The sequence below is a fragment of the Paraburkholderia diazotrophica genome (assembly GCF_900108945.1).
GTDB classification, from domain to species: domain Bacteria; phylum Pseudomonadota; class Gammaproteobacteria; order Burkholderiales; family Burkholderiaceae; genus Paraburkholderia; species Paraburkholderia diazotrophica.
In genome coordinates this window covers 26,721-43,725 of record NZ_FNYE01000018.1, presented here as the reverse complement: position 1 = coordinate 43,725, position 17,005 = coordinate 26,721, and the positions used below count along the sequence as shown (strand labels likewise).

Here is a 17,005-nt window from a genome sequence, read left to right as displayed (position 1 = left end):
GCGAAAAGGAAGCGTCGGGGAAGGGCGTGCGTATCAGCGACAGCGTGGCGCGCACGGTTCGTGCCAGGCGAACGACGCGGCGCGCGGCGTGACTTCCGCGTCGGCGCGCGCTGCGCGGACGCGCGGTCCCAGCGTTTGCGGCAGGGGCAGTGTGTCACGCCGGCTGCTACAGAGTGCGTCAGGTTTGATATGCGCATGAACGGGTGTCCGCTTTGCGATCGGAGGAAGTGCGTGACAAGTGTCTTTGCCACCGCAAAGCGGACACCCTTACAGCGGCGGCGGCAACGCGTGCCGCCGATCAGATCAGCGTTGTTCAGCGGAATCGCTCGCCGCGCTTCAGCGTCCTCCCGCCGAGATGCGCGCCGATTCGCTGATGCGCGTGGATTCGTACGGCGTGTCCAGCGACGGCTCCGTATGCTGGAGCGCATACGCGCGCCGCATCGGCTTGAGCACGAACAGCGCCAGCAGCGCCGCGACGGCGGCCATGCCGGATGCCAGCATGAACACGGCATGCCAGCTGCCCGTCGCCGCCGTGACGATGCTCGTGAACGGCACGAGCAACGCGGCCGTGCCTTTCGCCGTGTACAACAAGCCAGCGTTGGTCGCGGCGAACTTCGGTCCGAACGTATCGCCGCACGTGGCCGGGAACAGGCTGTAGATCTCGCCCCACGCGAAGAACACGATGCCCGTCAGCACGACGAACGCAGTCGGGCTGTGGCCGAACTTCGACAGCGCGACAATGCCGATCGCCTCGATCGCAAACGCGACGAACATCGTGTTCTCACGGCCGATGCGGTCGGAGACCCAGCCGAAGAACGGGCGCGTCAAGCCGTTGAGCACGCGGTCGATCGCGAGTGCGAACGTCAGCGCGGGCAGCGTCAGACCGATCAGCGAAACGGGCGAATCGTGCAAGCCGAAGTCCTTGGCGATGGGGCCCAGTTGCGCCGTCGCCATCAGGCCGCCTGCCGCCATCATCACGAACATCAGATACATGACCCAGAACACGGGCGCGGAGACCACTTCGCGAGGCGTGGCGTTGTGAACGACGCGCTTGACCGCGCTCTTCACCGCATGGCTCACATCGACGAGCATGCTGGCGGGCGGCGCAAGCAGGAACAGACCGAGCGCGAACACGACGATCCCCTGGCCGAGGCCGAACCAGAGGAAGGTGGCTTCGTATCCGCTGTGCTTGATCATGTTCGCAATCGGCACGACGGTCGCCGCCGATCCCGCGCCGAATCCCGCCGCTGTGATGCCCGCTGCGAGCCCGCGGCGGCTGGGGAACCACTTCAGCGCATTGCCGACGCACGTGCCATACACGGCCCCCGCGCCGATGCCGCCGATGGCCGCCGCCACGTACAGCAGCGGCAGCGACGACGCCATCGAGTTGATCACCCAGGCGAGCGCGCACAGCAGGCCGCCGCCGACCACGACGGGTTTAGGTCCGTACTTGTCGACGAGGTAGCCCTCGATCGGCACGAGCCATGTCTCCGTCACAACGAAGATGGTGAACGCGACCTGAATGGCGGCGCGGCCCCAGTGGTACTTCTCGTCGATGGGGTTGACGAACAACGTCCAGCCGTATTGCATGTTGGCGATCATTGCCATGCAGATCACGCCGAATACCAGTTGCACCCACGGTGATGCGTACCACGATGCCGCCTGTTCCTGATGCTCCGTCTTCATCACTGTCTCCTTTATCGACGGGAGCCGGCGCTTTCGCGTCGACTCTCGTCCCATGCTCGGTGGTTGCCGACTTGCTTGCCTAATAATTTGCGAAAGCTCGGACTGCGCGCTTCCGATCACCGTCCGCTAAAAAATGCAGCGCTGATAGATCCCATACGATATGTGATATATCAAGTAAGTCAAGTGAAAGAGTCAAGGGGTTTTCACCGAGTCGATTCGTTTGATGAAAGGGATTTGTTGGTGAGCGCCGCTTATGCGGAGGTAGCAAAAAAAAAGCCCGTCGGCTAGCACTGACGGGCTGAGGACATGCAACGAGACAGGCGTGTTCGCGCATGCCCTGTCGTTATAGATGAAAGTAAAACGTAATGGAAGTTTTTTGTTTGTAAGTAAATGGTGGAAAAAACACTTGGGGGCGCAACGATGTTTCGACGGGAGCGCCTGCTACGCTTGATAAGGCATCCGTATCGACGAGCGGTCTCGTGAGGCGGCTTCGGCCATCGGTAGTTACCCTTCGTTGACGCTAGCCGAGCGCAACGGCTAAAGTGTTCGCAATCTGAAAGATTGTGCGATATACGAACAGTTGGCGATGGACGGATATCGACGCCAAAACGTGCGGCTTGCGCCGCTTGACAGGTCCGAAGCGGGGCGTGGAGGTCGGTATCGCGCATCGCTTCCAGGCACTTTAGGACGACTGGACGCAGCACAGCAGGCTGCGCCGTGTGTAGGAGACAGGCGATGAACCGCACTTCCGTCGTGAACGTTCAGACGTTCATCAACGAGCAGCCATTCGGCGGCTTTCAATGGCTCATATTCTTCATGTGCTTCGTGATCGTCCTGCTGGACGGTTTCGACACGGCGGCAATCGGCTTTATTGCGCCGTCGTTGCTCACGGAGTGGCATCTGTCGAGGCCCGATCTCGCGCCCGTGCTGAGCGCCGCGCTGTTCGGCCTCGCATGCGGCGCACTCGGCTCGGGCCCGTTGTCGGACCGCCTCGGACGTCGTTCGCTGCTGCTCGGCTCGGTGTTCCTGTTCGGCGTTGCGTGTCTCGCTTCGGCGTTTTCGTCGAGCATCGGTCAACTGACCGTGCTGCGCTTCGTCACGGGCGTCGGCCTTGGCGCCGCGATGCCGAATGCCGTCACGATGATGGGCGAGTTCTGCCCCGATCGCCGCCGCGCGACGGTGATCAACCTGATGTTCTGCGGCTTTCCGCTTGGCGCGGCGTTCGGCGGCTTTCTCGCCGCGTGGATGATTCCGCATTTCGGCTGGCGCAGCGTGCTGATGCTCGGCGGCGTGACGCCGTTGCTGCTCGGTGTCGTGCTGCTCATCAAGATGCCGGAGTCGGTGCGCTTCATGGTGGCGAACCTTCATGCCGTCGAGCGGATTCGCGCGACGCTCGCGCGCATTTCATCGGCAGCGCTGGATGCCGGTTCCTTCGTGATGACCGAGACCGCGCCGCAAACGGGCGGTAAGGGCGCGGGCGTCGTGCTGTCGCGTTCGTACATCATCGGCTCGGTGATGCTCTGGATCACGTATTTCATGGGCCTCGTGATCTTCTATGCGTCGATCAACTGGATGCCGATTCTGTTGAAGGACGCAGGGCTGACGCCGAAGAGCGCGACGCTGATTTCTGCGCTGTTCCCGCTAGGCGGCGTGGGCGCGGTTTTGTGCGGTGTGCTGATGGATCGCTTCAACGCAAATCGCGTGATCGCCGTCTGTTATGCGCTCACGGCCGTCAGCGTCTATTTCATCGGACAGGCGGCGGGCAATGTCGGCGCGCTCGTGGCGATCGTGTTCATTGCCGGCGTGTTGATGAATACCGCCCAGTCGTCGATGCCGGCGCTTGCCGCTGCGTTCTATCCGACGGAAGGGCGCGGCACGGGCGTGGCATGGATGCTCGGCGTCGGACGCTTCGGCGGAATCGCGGGGTCGTTCCTCGTTGCCGAACTGACGCGCCGGCATTTCACGTTTTCGGGCGTGTTCGCAACGATCGCGGTCGCGGGGCTGATCGCGTGCGTCGCGTTGCTGGTCAAGCAGATGGCGCGGCCGCATGGCGTCGATACGCTGCCGAATAAAGTGGAGTCGCTGGGACATTGATCGAGCGGGCGTCATGCCGTCGCTGACTGCGGCGCTTCCCGCAGGATGTTGACTTGTTATGCGGATGCAGTTAGATAACAAGTTCATTCCGTGTCGGAGCGCCGCAAATGAATCCTGAGGTCGATGCCTTTCTAGGCAAGAACAAAAAATGGCAGCAAGAGTTTGAGAAACTGAGAGCGATCATTCTCGACTGCCAGTTGACGGAAGAAGTGAAGTGGGGCGTCCCCTGCTACACGTTCGATAAAAGAAACGTCGTTCTGATGCACGGATTCAAGGAATATTGCGCGCTTCTGTTTTTCAAAGGTGCACTGCTAAAGGACGCCAAAGGCATTCTGATCGCGCAAACCGAAAACGTGCAGTCGTCACGCCAGATACGGTTCACCGATGTGCGCGACATCGACGCGATGGCCGACGTCCTGAAGTCCTATATCCGCGAAGCCGTCGAAGTAGAAAAAGCCGGCCTGAAGGTGACCTTAAAAAAGACCGCGGAATTCGCCGTTCCAGAAGAATTTCAGAACAAACTGGACGAAACGCCCGAGCTGAAAGACGCTTTCGATGCGCTGACGCCGGGACGCCAACGCGCTTACCTTCTCTATTTCTCCGCGCCCACGCAATCGAAAACCAGGGCGTCGCGAGTCGAAAAGTGCAGGCAGCAGATTCTCGATGGAAAGGGGCTGAATGACCGGTAACAAGCATTTCCGCTTCACGGATAAAGAAGTGGGGATCATTTGCCGTGAGAAACGCACGCTTTAACCGCTTTGTCATTTTTGCCAGCACCTGTTGAAACAACGGCTCAAGTCATCGTCATACCTTGCCGTTAACGCGTGAGGTCTGTTCACCTGCGGGCCGACCGTCATGCAAGGCTGACAGTGCGCATGACAGCCCTCGCCGGCCGTCCGACACGGACCGAATCCGAACACGAGCGTCAATAACAGGAGTCACCGTGATCCACCGTGGCCTCATCGGCTTGCTGACCCTGCTCATCGCGATGAGCACCCTGAGCAGCAACGCATTCGCGCAGAGCGGGCAAAGCGGCCAGAGCGGCCAAAGCGTCCAAAGCGGCGGCCCCGACTGCTCGCGGCCGTTCACGCTCGCGCTGCACGATCACGGCCTGCTGTATTCGCTGGAAACGAACACGGGCATCGACAAGGATTTCGCCGACGAGATGATTCGCCGCAGCGGCTGCGAGATCCGCGTGAGCCTGATGTCGCGGGCGCGCATCTGGAAGCTGATCGAATCCGGCGCGCTCGACTTCAGCCTGTCCGGCATCACGAACGAGGAACGCGACGGCTACGCGTCGTTCGCCTGGTACTTCAGCGACAAGTTCTATCTGCTCGTGCGCAAGGACGCCGGCATCCATCAGTTGTCCGATTTCGAACACAACGACAGGTTTCAACTCGGCGTGATCCGGAGCTTCCGGTATAGTCAGTCGGCCAACGAACTGGTCGATACGCTTGCTGCGGGCAATCGCGTCAGTCAGGCGGGCGGCCTCGAGCCGCTTTACCAGGCGCTGATGCGCAGCAGCATTCAGGGGATGATCATCGAGCCGTTCGACTATCCGGCGCTGGATGAGAAGCGCATCCACGACATCACCACGATCATCGAATTCAACGACGCCGCGGTGCCGCACGGCCTCATCATGTCGAAGAAGGCGCTGTCGCCCGAGGAGCGGGAGAAGTGGCGCGCGCTCGTCGCCGCGATGCGCGCGGACGGCACCGTGCGCCGCATTTTCAGGAAGTATTTCAAACCCGAGCTGGCCGATTCGATGGTCGATTTCACGACACCGTGATGAACCGCGCGCGCCTCATCCTGCTGCCGCTGCTGATTCTCGTGACCGGATTGGCGATCACCTGGTCCGTATGGGATCACGAGCGCCAGGCGGCGAGGCGTGAACTGCTTTCCGAATTCAACTTCGCGCTGGGCGATTCCGTCAGCCGCGTCGAGCAGCGGATGGCGACCTACGAGCAGATGCTGCGCGGCGTGCAGGGCATGTTCGCGGCGCGCGGCTCGCTCGATCTGCAGGCGTTTCATGGCTATCTCGGCGCCGTCAACGCCGACGCGAACTTCTCGGGCGTGCAGGCAATCGGCATCGTCCAATGGGTGCCCGCCAGCAGGCACGACGCGCACATGGCCGACATGCGCGGGCGCTTCGGCCGGCGCTATGCGATCGATCCGCCCGGCGAGCGTGCCGGCTACGCGCCCGTGATCGGCCGCGAGCCGCCGCTCGCCGACGGCGGCAATCTGCTCGGCTACGACGCGTGGGCCAGTCCCGTGCGCCGCCAGGCGATGGAGCGCTCGCGCGATTCAGGGCTCGCCGTGGTGTCGGGCAAGGTGCAGCTCGCATCGGATGCGGGTGCGCCGCCGCTGCCCGGTTTCGTCATGTACCTGCCCATCTACGAGCAAGGCAAGCCGCAAGACACCGTCGACGACCGCCGCGCGCATCTGCTCGGCTGGGTGTATGCGGCGTTTCGCATGCGCGACGTGCTCGCGAGTCTCTATGGCGAACAGCCGCCCGGTCTCTATCTGTCGATTTACGACGGCACGCAGCCGTCGCCGGAGTCGCTGCTCTACCGGTCGTCGGAACCGAAGAGCCGCGAGGTGATCTCGGCGAACGAATATCTCGTGGTGGGCGGGCACGACTGGACGCTGTCGATGACGGCGCAGGACGACTTCAAGGCGCGCTTCGGGCGCAACGCGAAGCTGCTGATCGCCTGCACGGGCACGGGGCTTTCGCTGTTGCTCGCGCTGCTTGCGTGGAGCCTCGCGAGCGGCCGCAGCCGCGCGATGCGGCTCGCTTCGAAGATGACGGCCGAGGTTCGCGAGAGCGAGGCGGAGCTGCGCATCGCCGCCGTCGCGTTCGATTCGCTGGAAGGCATGATGGTCACGGACGCCAAAGGCACGATCCTGCGCGTCAATTCGGCGTTCACGCAATGCACGGGCTACACGGCCGAAGAAGTGGTCGGCAAGAATCCGCGCATGCTCAGCTCGGGCCGTCACGAGCCCGCGTTCTTTCGCGAGATGTGGGACACCATCCATCGCGTCGGCGGCTGGCAGGGCGAGATCTGGGATCGCCGCAAGAACGGCGAAATCTATCCGAAGTGGCTGACGATCACGGCCGTCACCGCGCAGGACGGCCGCGTCACGCATTACGTCGGCACGCATTACGACATCACGGAGCGCAAGCTCGCGGAAGAGCAGATCAAGGAGCTGGCGTTCTTCGACGCGCTCACGCATCTGCCGAACCGCACGCTGCTGCGCGACCGGCTGAAGCAGGTGATCGCGCTCAGCGCGCAGAACCATACGCACGGCGCGCTGCTGTTCGTCGATCTCGACAACTTCAAGACGCTCAACGACACGCTCGGCCACGACAAGGGCGATCTGCTGCTGAGCCAGGTCGCGTACCGGTTGCTGTCGGCCGTGCGCGAAGGCGATACGGTCGCGCGCATGGGCGGCGACGAATTCGTGGTCGTGCTGAGCGACCTGAGCCGCAACCGCCAGGACGCGGCCGCCGAAACCGAGGCTGCCGCCGAAAAGGTGCTGGTGGCGCTTTCGCGGACGTACCATCTCGACGGCACGGAATTCCGCACGACGGCGAGCATCGGCGCGACGCTCTTCACGGGACACGAAACGTCGATCGACGAGCTGCTGAAACAGTCCGACCTTGCGATGTACAAGTCGAAGGAAAGCGGGCGCAACGCGATCTGTTTCTTCGATCCGGCGATGCAGACGGTCGTGATGGAACGCGCGGCGCTGGAAGCGGCGCTGCGCCGCGCAATCGACGAAGACCAGTTGCTCGTGCACTACCAGGCGCAGGTGTTCAACGGCGACCGCGTGACGGGCGCTGAGGCGCTCGTGCGCTGGCAGCATCCCGAGCACGGGCTGATTCCGCCCGCCGAGTTCATCCCGCTCGCGGAAGAGACGGGCCTGATTCTCGCGCTCGGCGACACGGTGCTGGAAACGGCTTGCCGGCAGCTCGCGCAATGGGCGGCGCGTGCGGACAGGGCGCATCTGTCGATCGCCGTCAACGTGAGCGTGCAGCAGCTTCGCGAAGTCGATTTCGTCGCCAGCGTGCTCGACGTGCTGGCGCGCACGGGCGCCGATCCGAGCCGTCTGAAACTCGAGCTGACGGAAAGCGTGCTGGTCGACAACGTCGAGGACATCATCCGCAAGATGACGTTGCTGCGCGCAAAGGGCGTGGTGTTTTCGCTCGACGACTTCGGCGTCGGCTACTCGTCGCTGTCGTATCTGAAGCGCTTGCCGCTCGGGCAATTGAAGATCGACAGGTCGTTCGTGCGCGATGTGCTCGACGATCCGAACGATGCCGTGATCGCGCGCGCGATCGTCGCGCTCGCGCAAAGCCTCGGGCTGGGCGTGATCGCGGAGGGCGTCGAGACGGAAGCGCAGCGTCGGTTTCTTGCCGACGCGGGATGTCATGCGTATCAGGGCTATCTGTTCTGCCGCCCGCTTCCCATCGAAGGCTTCGAAGCATTCGCCGATACCTTCGATTCGCGGCAATGGGCCGTCGAGATGCCCTGAAGTCACTGCGTTCGCTGCGCGCAGCGAACGCGTGAAGAAGCGCGTGAAGAAACGCGTGAAGGCCCGCGGCATGCCGGGATGCCGCCGGCCGGTTCCTGCGCTGCGCACTTCGCGTCCTGGGACCTCGTGGGCGGCCTCACTGCGCCGCCCCACTTGCCGTGCGGCGTTACTTCGAAGCTGCCGTGGTCGGCGTGCCGATGTAGTGCAGGCCTTCGAGGTCCTTGTTGGCGACCTCCGACGATTCCAGCGAAGGGATGATGCGGCCGACCAGCAGGCCCAGGCCGACGCTCGTCTTCACGTATTTCGTTTCGCCCGCTTCGAGCTTGAACGAGAGCGTCTTCTTGGTTTCGGTGGTGGTCGAGACGACATAGTCGCCGGCCGGCTCGTCGACGTAGAAGAAGCCGCCCGGCTTCGATTTGCCGACAGCCTGATCGTTCAGGTTGATGTCCGGCTGCAGGGCCGCGCCGATCAGCGAGTTCGAACGATAGAAGTAGATGCGGCCTTGCGATTCCTTGATCGTCGGGATCGACGACGCAACGTCCTTGAATTCGGGGCCGCTGGCGCAGCCCGTTGCGAGCAGTGCGGCTGCCGATGCAGCGATAAGGACTCGGGAAAGCTTAATCATGGAGGGTCTCGGTAGTTATCGATTGTGTGGGATCGAGCGGGGAGAAATGCGATTCGCCGGGCAGATAGAAGCCCACCAGGCGCTCGTTTTTCACCACGAGCCAGGCCTCGTGCACCTGCCGGCCTTCGACGGTGAACACGTCGTTGATCGGCCTGTACGCAAAACCCTGCGGAAGCTCGCCTGCCAGACGCCAGAGCGAACCGCTCGAAATGCGCCGCGAATACCCCGTCGAGAGTCGGATATGCACGGTGTCGACTATCCGCATGCGCTGCTGCTGTGTGGCGGCCACCGGCGTGAACTGAACGCCCTGAACGGGCACGGACGGCGCGCATGCGCACAACGCAACAGAGGCGGCAATCGACGCCAGCCATATCTTCGTTTTCAAAGCGGGGTCTCTCAGGTGTGTCGGCAATTGCTGTATCGGCCGATGGACGCAAATCTTGAGCGCCGCGTGACGACCCGCCCGCTGATGGAAACGAGGTACCTGGCCATCCGGCTGACTGCTCATCGCGAGCGGAGTTGATACACTCTGCGGATTCAATTGCGCGCTTCACACGCCGTGCCGTTGTACGTGAGGCGCTTCGTCATCCACGAGGAAAAGCACATGATCGATTTGCGCAGCGATACCGTGACCCGACCGAGCAAGGACATGCTCGCCGCGATGACAGCCGCCGAAGTCGGCGACGATGTCTGGGGAGACGACCCGACGGTCCAGCGTCTGCAAGACACCGTCGCCGGGCGTGCGGGCAAGGAGGCAGGGCTGTTCTTCCCGAGCGGCACGCAGAGCAATCTCGCCGCATTGATGGCGCATTGCGCGCGCGGCGACGAGTACATCGTTGGGCAAGCCGCGCACACGTACAAGTACGAGGGCGGCGGCGCGGCCGTGCTCGGCAGCATCCAGCCGCAGCCGATCGAGAATGCGCTCGACGGCTCGCTTCCTCTCGACAAGATCGTGGCCGCGATCAAGCCCATCGACAATCACTTCGCGCGCACGCGTCTGCTCGCGCTCGAAAACACGATCGGCGGCAAGGTGCTGCTCGCGGGCTATGTCGCCGAGGCCACGCAGCTCGCGCGCGAACGCGGGCTGTCCACGCATCTCGACGGCGCGCGCGTGTTCAATGCAGCCGTCGCGTCGAAGCGACCCGTCGATGCGCTGTGCGCGCCGTTCGATACGGTATCGATCTGCTTTTCGAAGGGGCTGGGCGCGCCTGTGGGTTCGGTGCTGGTCGGCAGCAAGGCGCTGATCGACGTCGCGCACCGCTGGCGCAAGGTGCTGGGCGGCGGCATGCGGCAGGCGGGGCTGCTCGCGGCGGCGTGTCTGTATGCGCTCGAGCACAACGTCGAACGTCTCGCCGAAGACCACGATAATGCCGCGCATCTCGCCGCGGGTCTCGCGCAGATCGATCAGTTGAAGGTGCAGTCGCACGCCACCAACATGGTGTTCGCGCAGTTTCCGCAAGAGCATTGCGCGCCGCTCGAAGCGTGGCTCAAGGAACGCGGCATCCTCACGCAGATGTTGTACGCGTCGCGCTTCGTCACGCACATGGACGTGTCGCGTGCCGATATCGATACGTTCGTCACCGCTGTGAAGGGATATTTCGCGCGCTGATCGGCGCGCTGATCGGCGCGCTGTGCGCTGTTCGCTGTGCGCTGCCTTCGTGTTGTGCACCGAACGGCGCGCCGTGTTTTCTGCAGCCCGCGCGCGCCTTGCCGCCTATTGCTCCTTCGCCGCCGTCATGGTCGCGGCGGTGGTCTGCGCGCGATGCGACGGCGCGAAGAGCCGCAAGCCGCTCGCGATGCTGGCCGCGCCGGCGAACACGGCGCCCGTCGCTAGCGACAGCGTCGGGCCATGGCGGCCCGCAATGCTGAAGCTCAGCGCGACGAGGGCCGCGCCCGTCGTCTGCCCGATCAGCCTCGATGTCGCGATGATGCCGCTCGCGCCGCCGCTGCGATGAGGCGGCGCGCTTGCCATCAGTGCTTTCAGGTTGGGCGACTGGAAAAAGCCGAAGCCCGCGCCGCAGATCGCCATGCGAATCGTGATGTCGAGCACGGGCGGATGCGGCGGCAGCATCGCGAGCGAGGCCATGCCGCCGCATAGAATCGCGAGGCCGATCGCGCCGAGCAGCCCCGGCGGATAGCGGTCCGACAGACGTCCCGCAAATGGCGCCGCAAGCGCGACGATCACGGGCCAGGGCGTCATCAGAAAGCCGGTCTCGACCTGGCTGCGATGCAAGACATCCTCGAAATAGAACGGCAGCGAGACAAACGCGAGCCCTTGCGCGGCGAACGAGCACACGGCCGTCAGCGACGAAAGCGCGAACACGGGCAGCCTGAACAGATCGACGGGCAGCATCGGCGCAGGGTGGCCCGCTTCGCGGCGCATCAGCAGCGCGCCGAACACGATGGCGACGGCGGCGGCACCCAGCACGAGCGTCGACGGCGCGCGCTGCGCCGCTTCGCCCAACGCGAAGATCAGCGCGGCAAACGTGACGACGTTCAGCAGTGCCGCGATCCTGTCGAATTGATGCACGCCGCGCGGCGTGCGCGGCAGTCCCGGCAGCGCGAACGAGAGCGCCAATATGCCGAGCGGCACGTTGACGGCAAAGAGCCACGGCCAGCTCGCGACAGACAGGATCAGCGACGCCACCGTCGGTCCCACGGCGAACGACACGCCCACGACCAGCGCATTGAGCCCCACGCCGCGCCCCAGCTGATGCGGCGGGTACATATGTTTGATCAGCGCCGTGTTGACGCTCATGATGGCGGCCGCGCCGAGTCCCTGCACGACGCGGGCGCCTGCGAGCACGGGCAGCGTCGGCGAGAGCGCGCACGCGAGCGAGGCCGCCGTGAAGATCGCGATGCCGCAGATATAGATGCGCCGGTGTTCGACGATATCGCCGAGCGCGGCGAGCGGCAGCAGCGTCGCGACCATTGCAAGCTGATACGCGTTGATGATCCACACGGACGCGGCCGGCTTCGCATGCAGATTCGCGGCCATTGCGGGCAACGCGGTGTTGGCGATCGCGGTATCGAGCGAGGCGAGCGCGACGGACAGCATGATCGCCGCCAACGCATAGCGGTGACGGGTGGACATGGGCGCATCGGCGACGCGCGCCGGGTTGGGCGTGATCTCTGACAAGGACGGCTCGGCAAGGGCTGGAATGGCACAACAGGCGCGCGCCGGGGAGCAGCGCAACGGTGCAGCGGCGCTCGGCGCGAATGTAGCAATTGTTGCAGAGCCGCGCGGATCGTGCTCGGAGCCAGGCAGAAATGGCCTGTATGAAAGGTGGTTGCAAGCGGGCGCTGGAGTGTGAGGCACGCGTGCGTCGTCGGAAACTATGCGGTAGCGTGTGATGCAACTAACCGCCAGGTCCACGCCGCGCAGATGAGTTTGGGATGCGACGGCGGCGAACGAGCGAACGCGCGAACGCGCTGCGCGATCCCACGGCAAGCGATTCGCCATCCAGCGCGGTCGCCGGTTTCAACTACACGACGCGAGCAGGATCGACAGCTTGCGGAGATGTGCCCTGAATGCTTCCGTCAATTCACGGTCATGGCCGTCGCTCAGATGCGGTGCCTCGGCAAGTTCGACCTGGCCGTGAAACTCATCGGAAACCTTGCGCCGCGCGTCGGGTGGCAGCGCGCGGATGAGGGATACGATCAGCAGTTCCTGCGCGTGGATCATACCGAGCACGGATTGTGCGTTCATTTCGACCTCCATCGGAGCGCGGCGACGCGAGCGGCTGAGCAGCGGCTGAGCAACGGCATGCAACGGCATGCAACGGGACGGGGAACGGCGCGGCAGAACCATGCTGTCTCCGATCCGCCTTGTTACTCATCCATACTAGTGCAAGGAACAGAGCCTTCTGCACCCGCATCGTGCGAAACGCAAAGACGCGAGGCGCCATGCAGATCGAATCTCAAGCCAGCGAACATGGAACTGTGCGGCTGCCGCCCGTGTCTGCTTGGATAGATAGCGGGTGCAATCCGGCACCAGGACGCCGGAAGCAACGCGCGAACCCAGCGACACAACGAACGGCGGCAGACGCGGGATCACGCAAAATGTCCTACTCTGCTTATTTATCCACCAGACCGGCTCGCGCCGCCCGCGCATGAGACGCATGCAATAAAGCGCGCGCCGCGTCGATTTACCGGAGGTTTCGATGACAGCGGTGGATCTGGAATTCGACCAGCTCAACAGTACCGTCGATGCGCTGCGGCGCTCGATCTCCAACCGCATGATGTACGGTGTCGGCAAGGACGCCGTGACAGCGCGCCCGCAAGACTGGCTGCACGCCGCGGCGCTCACTGTGCGCGACCGGCTCGTCGCGCGCTGGATGAAAACCACGCGCCTGCAATACGAGCAGGATGTGAAGCGTGTGTATTACCTGTCGATGGAATTTCTGATCGGGCGCACGTTCACGAATGCGCTGCTCGCGCTCGGCATCTATGACCAGATGAAGGAAGCGCTGGCGGGCCTCGGCGTCGATATGGAATCGCTGACCGATCTCGAGCCGGATGCCGCGCTCGGCAATGGCGGCCTCGGACGGCTCGCCGCGTGCTTCCTGGATTCGATGGCGACGCTCGGCATTCCGGGCTTCGGCTATGGCATCCGCTACGAATACGGGATGTTCAAGCAGCAGATCGTCGATGGCGAGCAGATCGAAACGCCGGACTACTGGCTGCGCGCGGGCAACCCGTGGGAATTTCCGCGCCCTGAAGTGCAGTACATCGTGCATTTCGGCGGACGCACGGTGCAGCGCGACGGCCACGTCGAGTGGATCGAAACGCAGCATGTGAACGCGATGGCCTACGACACCGTGATCCCCGGCTTCGCGACGAGCGCGACGAACACGCTGCGCCTGTGGTCCGCGCGCGCGACGGAAGAGCTCGATCTGTCGGCGTTCAATCAGGGCGACTATCGCCGCGCCGTCGATGCGAAGAACATGTCGGAGAACGTATCGCGCCTGCTCTATCCCGACGACTCCACGCCCGCCGGCCGCGAGTTGCGCTTGCGTCAGGAGTACTTCTTCGTGTCGGCGACGATGCAGGACCTGATCCGCCGCTATCAGCGCACGCACAGCACGTTCGGCCGCTTCGCCGAGAAGGTCGCCGTGCATCTGAACGACACGCACCCGGTGCTCGCGATTCCCGAACTGATGCGTCTGCTCGTCGACGTGCATCACGTGCCGTGGGCGAAAGCATGGAAAGACGTGCAGCAGATGTTCTCGTACACGAATCACACGCTGATGCCCGAAGCGCTCGAAACGTGGGACGTGGAGACACTCGCGCGCCTGTTGCCGCGCCACCTCGAAATCATCTTCGAGATCAACGCCGAGTTTCTCAAGCACGTGAGCGAGCACTCGGGCCATGACGTCGACATGATCCGGCGTATTTCGCTCGTCGACGAATACGGGCAGCGGCGCGTGCGGATGGCGCATCTCGCGATCGTCGCGAGCCAGAAAGTAAACGGCGTCTCGAAGTTGCACTCGCAACTGATGACGCGCGATATCTTCGCGGACTTCGCGCGCATGTTCCCCGAGCGCTTCACGAACGTGACGAACGGCGTGACGCCGCGCCGCTGGCTCGCACAGGCGAGTCCGTCGATGTCGAAGCTGATCGACGACCAGATCGGCACGCACTGGCGGCGTGATCTGTTCGAACTGTCGAAGCTGCGCGATCTGCGCAACGACGCCGCGTTTATCGACGCCTTCCATGAAGCGAAGCGTCAGAACAAGATGCGTCTGATCCATCGGCTTCAGCAGCACACGAAGATGGCGTTCGATCCCGAAGCGCTCTTCGATCTGCAGGTCAAGCGCATCCACGAATACAAGCGGCAATTGCTGAACGTGCTGCACGTCATCGTGCGCTACAACCGCATTCGCTCGCATCCGGAGCGCGACTGGGTGCCGCGTGTCGTGATGTTCGCGGGCAAGGCGGCCTCCGCTTACCGGATGGCGAAGACGATCATCAAGCTGATCGGCGACGTGGCCCAGAAGGTGAACAACGATCCGCTGATCGGCGACAAGCTCAAGGTCGTGTTCGTGCCGAACTACGGCGTGAGCGTCGCCGAACTGATCATTCCCGCCGCCGATCTGTCCGAGCAGATTTCGATGGCGGGCACGGAAGCGTCGGGCACGGGCAACATGAAGCTCGCGCTGAACGGCGCGCTGACGATCGGCACGATGGATGGCGCGAACATCGAGATCAGCGAAGCCGTCGGCCGCGAGAACATCTTCATCTTCGGGCATACGGCCGATCAGGTCGACGATCTGCGCGCGATGGGGTATCGGCCGCGCGAGATCTACGAGCACGACCCGGAACTGCGCGTGGCGCTCGATCAGATCCGCACGGGGTTCTTCTCGCCGGACGATCCGCTGCGCTTCTCGGATATCTTCCACACGCTCGTCGATTGGGGCGATCACTACATGGTGCTCGCGGATTTCGCGGCGTTTGCGAAGGCGCAGGAAGAGGTCGACAGACGCTACGTCGATCGGCGCGGCTGGACGTCGAGCGCGATCGAAAACGTCGCGGGCATGGGGCAATTCTCGTCGGACCGCACGATCGCCGAGTACGCACGCGATATCTGGAACGTGAAGCCCGTCGACATCGAATGATCGTCGACTCGTTCGGCTTGTTCGACTCGTTCGACGATTGAAAAAGCCGCCGCGCGATGACGAATCGCGTGGCGGCTGCTTTTATGTCGGCTATGTTGGCTTCGTATCTTCGCTTCGTATGTTCGCTTCGGCTGAAGCGCGCGTGTTTCAGCCGCCCATCCGTTCGATCTCTTTCGACGCGCGCAAGCCGAGCTTGCCGTTGGTGAAATCGAACAGCACGTCGATGCTCTGCAGCGACATCAGCCCGATCACGATACGGTTCGCGCCCGGCGCGGCTTTTACGATGGCCGTTTGCGCATCGTTGAAGCGATGCGCCCAGTCGCCGACGCCGAGCACCACGTCGTAGTTGCCTTGCGCGAATGCCTTGTGCTCGTCGGTATCGCCGGCCCAGTCGGGGGCCTTGTCGGTCTCGACGCGGATCATGTCCGTGCCGCCCGTCGAAAAGACGACGGGCGCGCAAAAGCGCATCTTGCTGGCCACTTGCACGCAGCCCGTCGGCCATTGCGTCGAGCCGTCCTTCGCGACGGCGAACGGCACGAGCGTGAAGTCTTTGGTCAGCGCATTCGACGGGCTCAGCACGAGAAACGGGCGATTGAGGTTCGAGCGCACCAGATAGCGTTGACCGATGTTCGCGGGCAGCGCGCGCAGGGGCTGCGTGCAGCACGCGTCGCGCGGCTCATCGGCGCCGATGCCCAGGAGGCCCGAGAACGCCCAGCCGAATTCGCCCGTGTAGCCGTCCTGCGCGACGCAGTGCTTATTGGTCTTCAGACAGCTGACTTCGTCGACGGCTTGCGCGGCGACATCGACGGGCTTCGTGCCCGCGATGCTCAGCGGCACGTTGACGACGGCGCCGGAAACCTGCGCGTCCGTCGCGAAGGCGAGCGAAGTCCGCGCGCCCGCTGCCGGATAGTTCGAACGAGGCAGGACGGACGACAGCACACGCACGCCGCGCGTGCCCGTATCGAGCATCAGATAGACCGCCTTGCCGTCCATCTGCACGGGCAGGCCGATCGACGTGCGGCCGTGCGTGTCGCTGCGTTCGGCGTTCAGCGGCACGAGCAGTCCGTCGCGTCCTTCGTTGATGAGGCTCGCTTTCATCTGTGGCGGAACGGGCGTCGAGATCGGCGTGGAGCAGGCCGCGAGCGCGAGCACGGTCAGTACGCCGGCAAGGCCGGCCTTGCACCGGAAGAGATGAGCGGACAGCGAGGCAAACAGCGGCGCAAAGAACGAGCCAAACAGCAGGACAAACAGCAGGAAAAACGACGGAACAAACGACGGAACAAACATCGGGACAGGCATCGCACACACCTTGCAGAAAATGCGTGGTCCCGGCGACAGCCACGCTCCGCAGGGCAGGCGTGGCGCTTCAGGTTTCGGCGAACGCGGACGGCTTTTCGTTCGCAATGCGCGGTTGGCCTGGCGCAAGGGCACGCGAGATGACAGGACC

Annotated in this window: 12 protein-coding genes; 6 read left to right on the top strand and 6 right to left on the bottom strand. The window is 63.6% G+C overall.

Annotated elements, in window-relative coordinates; genetic code table 11:
* Nucleotides 1–336: 336 nt before the first annotated feature.
* Entirely contained in the window at nt 337–1,686 is a 1,350-nt protein-coding gene (gene oxlT, locus BMW76_RS22145; RefSeq protein ID WP_090868960.1) for an oxalate/formate MFS antiporter, read from the bottom strand.
* 735 nt (nt 1,687–2,421) lie between these two features.
* On the opposite strand from oxlT, the gene BMW76_RS22140 reads away from it, so the two are divergent.
* The 4 genes from BMW76_RS22140 to BMW76_RS22125 all read left to right on the top strand — a co-directional run bounded on the left by BMW76_RS22140 (nt 2,422) and on the right by BMW76_RS22125 (nt 8,316).
* Nucleotides 2,422–3,780: an MFS transporter gene (locus BMW76_RS22140; protein WP_090868958.1), complete on the top strand. Its 1,359-nt coding sequence runs from the start codon at nt 2,422–2,424 to the stop codon at nt 3,778–3,780.
* A gap of 107 nt (nt 3,781–3,887) precedes the next feature.
* Nucleotides 3,888–4,469, top strand: a complete 582-nt coding sequence (locus tag BMW76_RS22135) for a YdeI/OmpD-associated family protein (RefSeq protein ID WP_090868956.1) — start codon at nt 3,888–3,890, stop codon at nt 4,467–4,469.
* Between the two features lie 254 nt (nt 4,470–4,723).
* Nucleotides 4,724–5,569, top strand: coding sequence for a substrate-binding periplasmic protein (locus tag BMW76_RS22130; RefSeq protein WP_090868954.1), 846 nt, complete (start codon nt 4,724–4,726; stop codon nt 5,567–5,569).
* The gene (locus tag BMW76_RS22125) at nt 5,569–8,316 is read left to right on the top strand and encodes a bifunctional diguanylate cyclase/phosphodiesterase (RefSeq protein ID WP_090868952.1); all 2,748 of its coding nucleotides are present in this window, start codon (nt 5,569–5,571) and stop codon (nt 8,314–8,316) included. Before BMW76_RS22130 ends, BMW76_RS22125 begins: the two co-directional genes overlap by 1 nt.
* Nucleotides 8,317–8,482: 166 nt before the next feature.
* On the opposite strand, the gene BMW76_RS22120 is transcribed toward BMW76_RS22125, so the two are convergent.
* Together BMW76_RS22120 and BMW76_RS22115 are read right to left on the bottom strand one after the other, a co-directional pair.
* Nucleotides 8,483–8,941 (bottom strand): DUF2846 domain-containing protein, encoded by a 459-nt coding sequence (locus BMW76_RS22120; protein WP_090868950.1) that lies wholly within the window; start codon nt 8,939–8,941, stop codon nt 8,483–8,485.
* On the bottom strand, nt 8,934–9,449 hold the full coding sequence (locus BMW76_RS22115) for a hypothetical protein (RefSeq protein WP_245763314.1): 516 nt from the start codon (nt 9,447–9,449) through the stop codon (nt 8,934–8,936). Before BMW76_RS22115 ends, BMW76_RS22120 begins: the two co-directional genes overlap by 8 nt.
* Before the next feature lie 96 nt (nt 9,450–9,545).
* Here BMW76_RS22115 and ltaE point away from each other — a divergent pair, with 96 nt between their 5' ends.
* On the top strand, nt 9,546–10,550 hold the full coding sequence (gene ltaE / locus BMW76_RS22110; protein WP_090868948.1) for a low-specificity L-threonine aldolase: 1,005 nt from the start codon (nt 9,546–9,548) through the stop codon (nt 10,548–10,550).
* A gap of 105 nt (nt 10,551–10,655) precedes the next feature.
* On the opposite strand, the gene BMW76_RS22105 is transcribed toward ltaE, so the two are convergent.
* Together BMW76_RS22105 and BMW76_RS22100 are read right to left on the bottom strand one after the other, a co-directional pair.
* Nucleotides 10,656–12,035, bottom strand: coding sequence for an MFS transporter (locus tag BMW76_RS22105; protein ID WP_090869138.1), 1,380 nt, complete (start codon nt 12,033–12,035; stop codon nt 10,656–10,658).
* Nucleotides 12,036–12,422: 387 nt separating this feature from the next.
* Nucleotides 12,423–12,650, bottom strand: a complete 228-nt coding sequence (locus BMW76_RS22100; RefSeq protein WP_090869136.1) for a hypothetical protein — start codon at nt 12,648–12,650, stop codon at nt 12,423–12,425.
* Between the two features lie 454 nt (nt 12,651–13,104).
* Between BMW76_RS22100 and BMW76_RS22095 the strand changes: the two genes are divergently transcribed.
* Entirely contained in the window at nt 13,105–15,558 is a 2,454-nt protein-coding gene (locus BMW76_RS22095) for a glycogen/starch/alpha-glucan phosphorylase (protein WP_090868946.1), read from the top strand.
* A gap of 147 nt (nt 15,559–15,705) precedes the next feature.
* Here the strand turns inward: BMW76_RS22095 and BMW76_RS22090 are convergent, their stop codons facing one another.
* Complete coding sequence (locus BMW76_RS22090; RefSeq protein WP_245763313.1) at nt 15,706–16,857, bottom strand: hypothetical protein; 1,152 nt, start codon at nt 16,855–16,857, stop codon at nt 15,706–15,708.
* Between the last annotated feature and the right edge of the window lie 148 nt (nt 16,858–17,005).

Bases quoted from the DNA above. Each gene is read 5' to 3' on its own strand.
- ltaE (WP_090868948.1), top strand. From the start codon at position 9,546: ATGATCGATTTGCGCAGCGATACCGTGACCCGACCGAGCAAGGACATG.
- BMW76_RS22115 (WP_245763314.1), bottom strand. From the start codon at position 9,449: ATGAGCAGTCAGCCGGATGGCCAGGTACCTCGTTTCCATCAGCGGGCG.
- BMW76_RS22095 (WP_090868946.1), top strand. From the start codon at position 13,105: ATGACAGCGGTGGATCTGGAATTCGACCAGCTCAACAGTACCGTCGAT.
- BMW76_RS22140 (WP_090868958.1), top strand. From the start codon at position 2,422: ATGAACCGCACTTCCGTCGTGAACGTTCAGACGTTCATCAACGAGCAG.
- BMW76_RS22105 (WP_090869138.1), bottom strand. From the start codon at position 12,035: ATGTCCACCCGTCACCGCTATGCGTTGGCGGCGATCATGCTGTCCGTC.
- BMW76_RS22090 (WP_245763313.1), bottom strand. From the start codon at position 16,857: ATGCCTGTCCCGATGTTTGTTCCGTCGTTTGTTCCGTCGTTTTTCCTG.
- BMW76_RS22135 (WP_090868956.1), top strand. From the start codon at position 3,888: ATGAATCCTGAGGTCGATGCCTTTCTAGGCAAGAACAAAAAATGGCAG.
- BMW76_RS22120 (WP_090868950.1), bottom strand. From the start codon at position 8,941: ATGATTAAGCTTTCCCGAGTCCTTATCGCTGCATCGGCAGCCGCACTG.
- oxlT (WP_090868960.1), bottom strand. From the start codon at position 1,686: ATGAAGACGGAGCATCAGGAACAGGCGGCATCGTGGTACGCATCACCG.
- BMW76_RS22125 (WP_090868952.1), top strand. From the start codon at position 5,569: ATGAACCGCGCGCGCCTCATCCTGCTGCCGCTGCTGATTCTCGTGACC.
- BMW76_RS22100 (WP_090869136.1), bottom strand. From the start codon at position 12,650: ATGAACGCACAATCCGTGCTCGGTATGATCCACGCGCAGGAACTGCTG.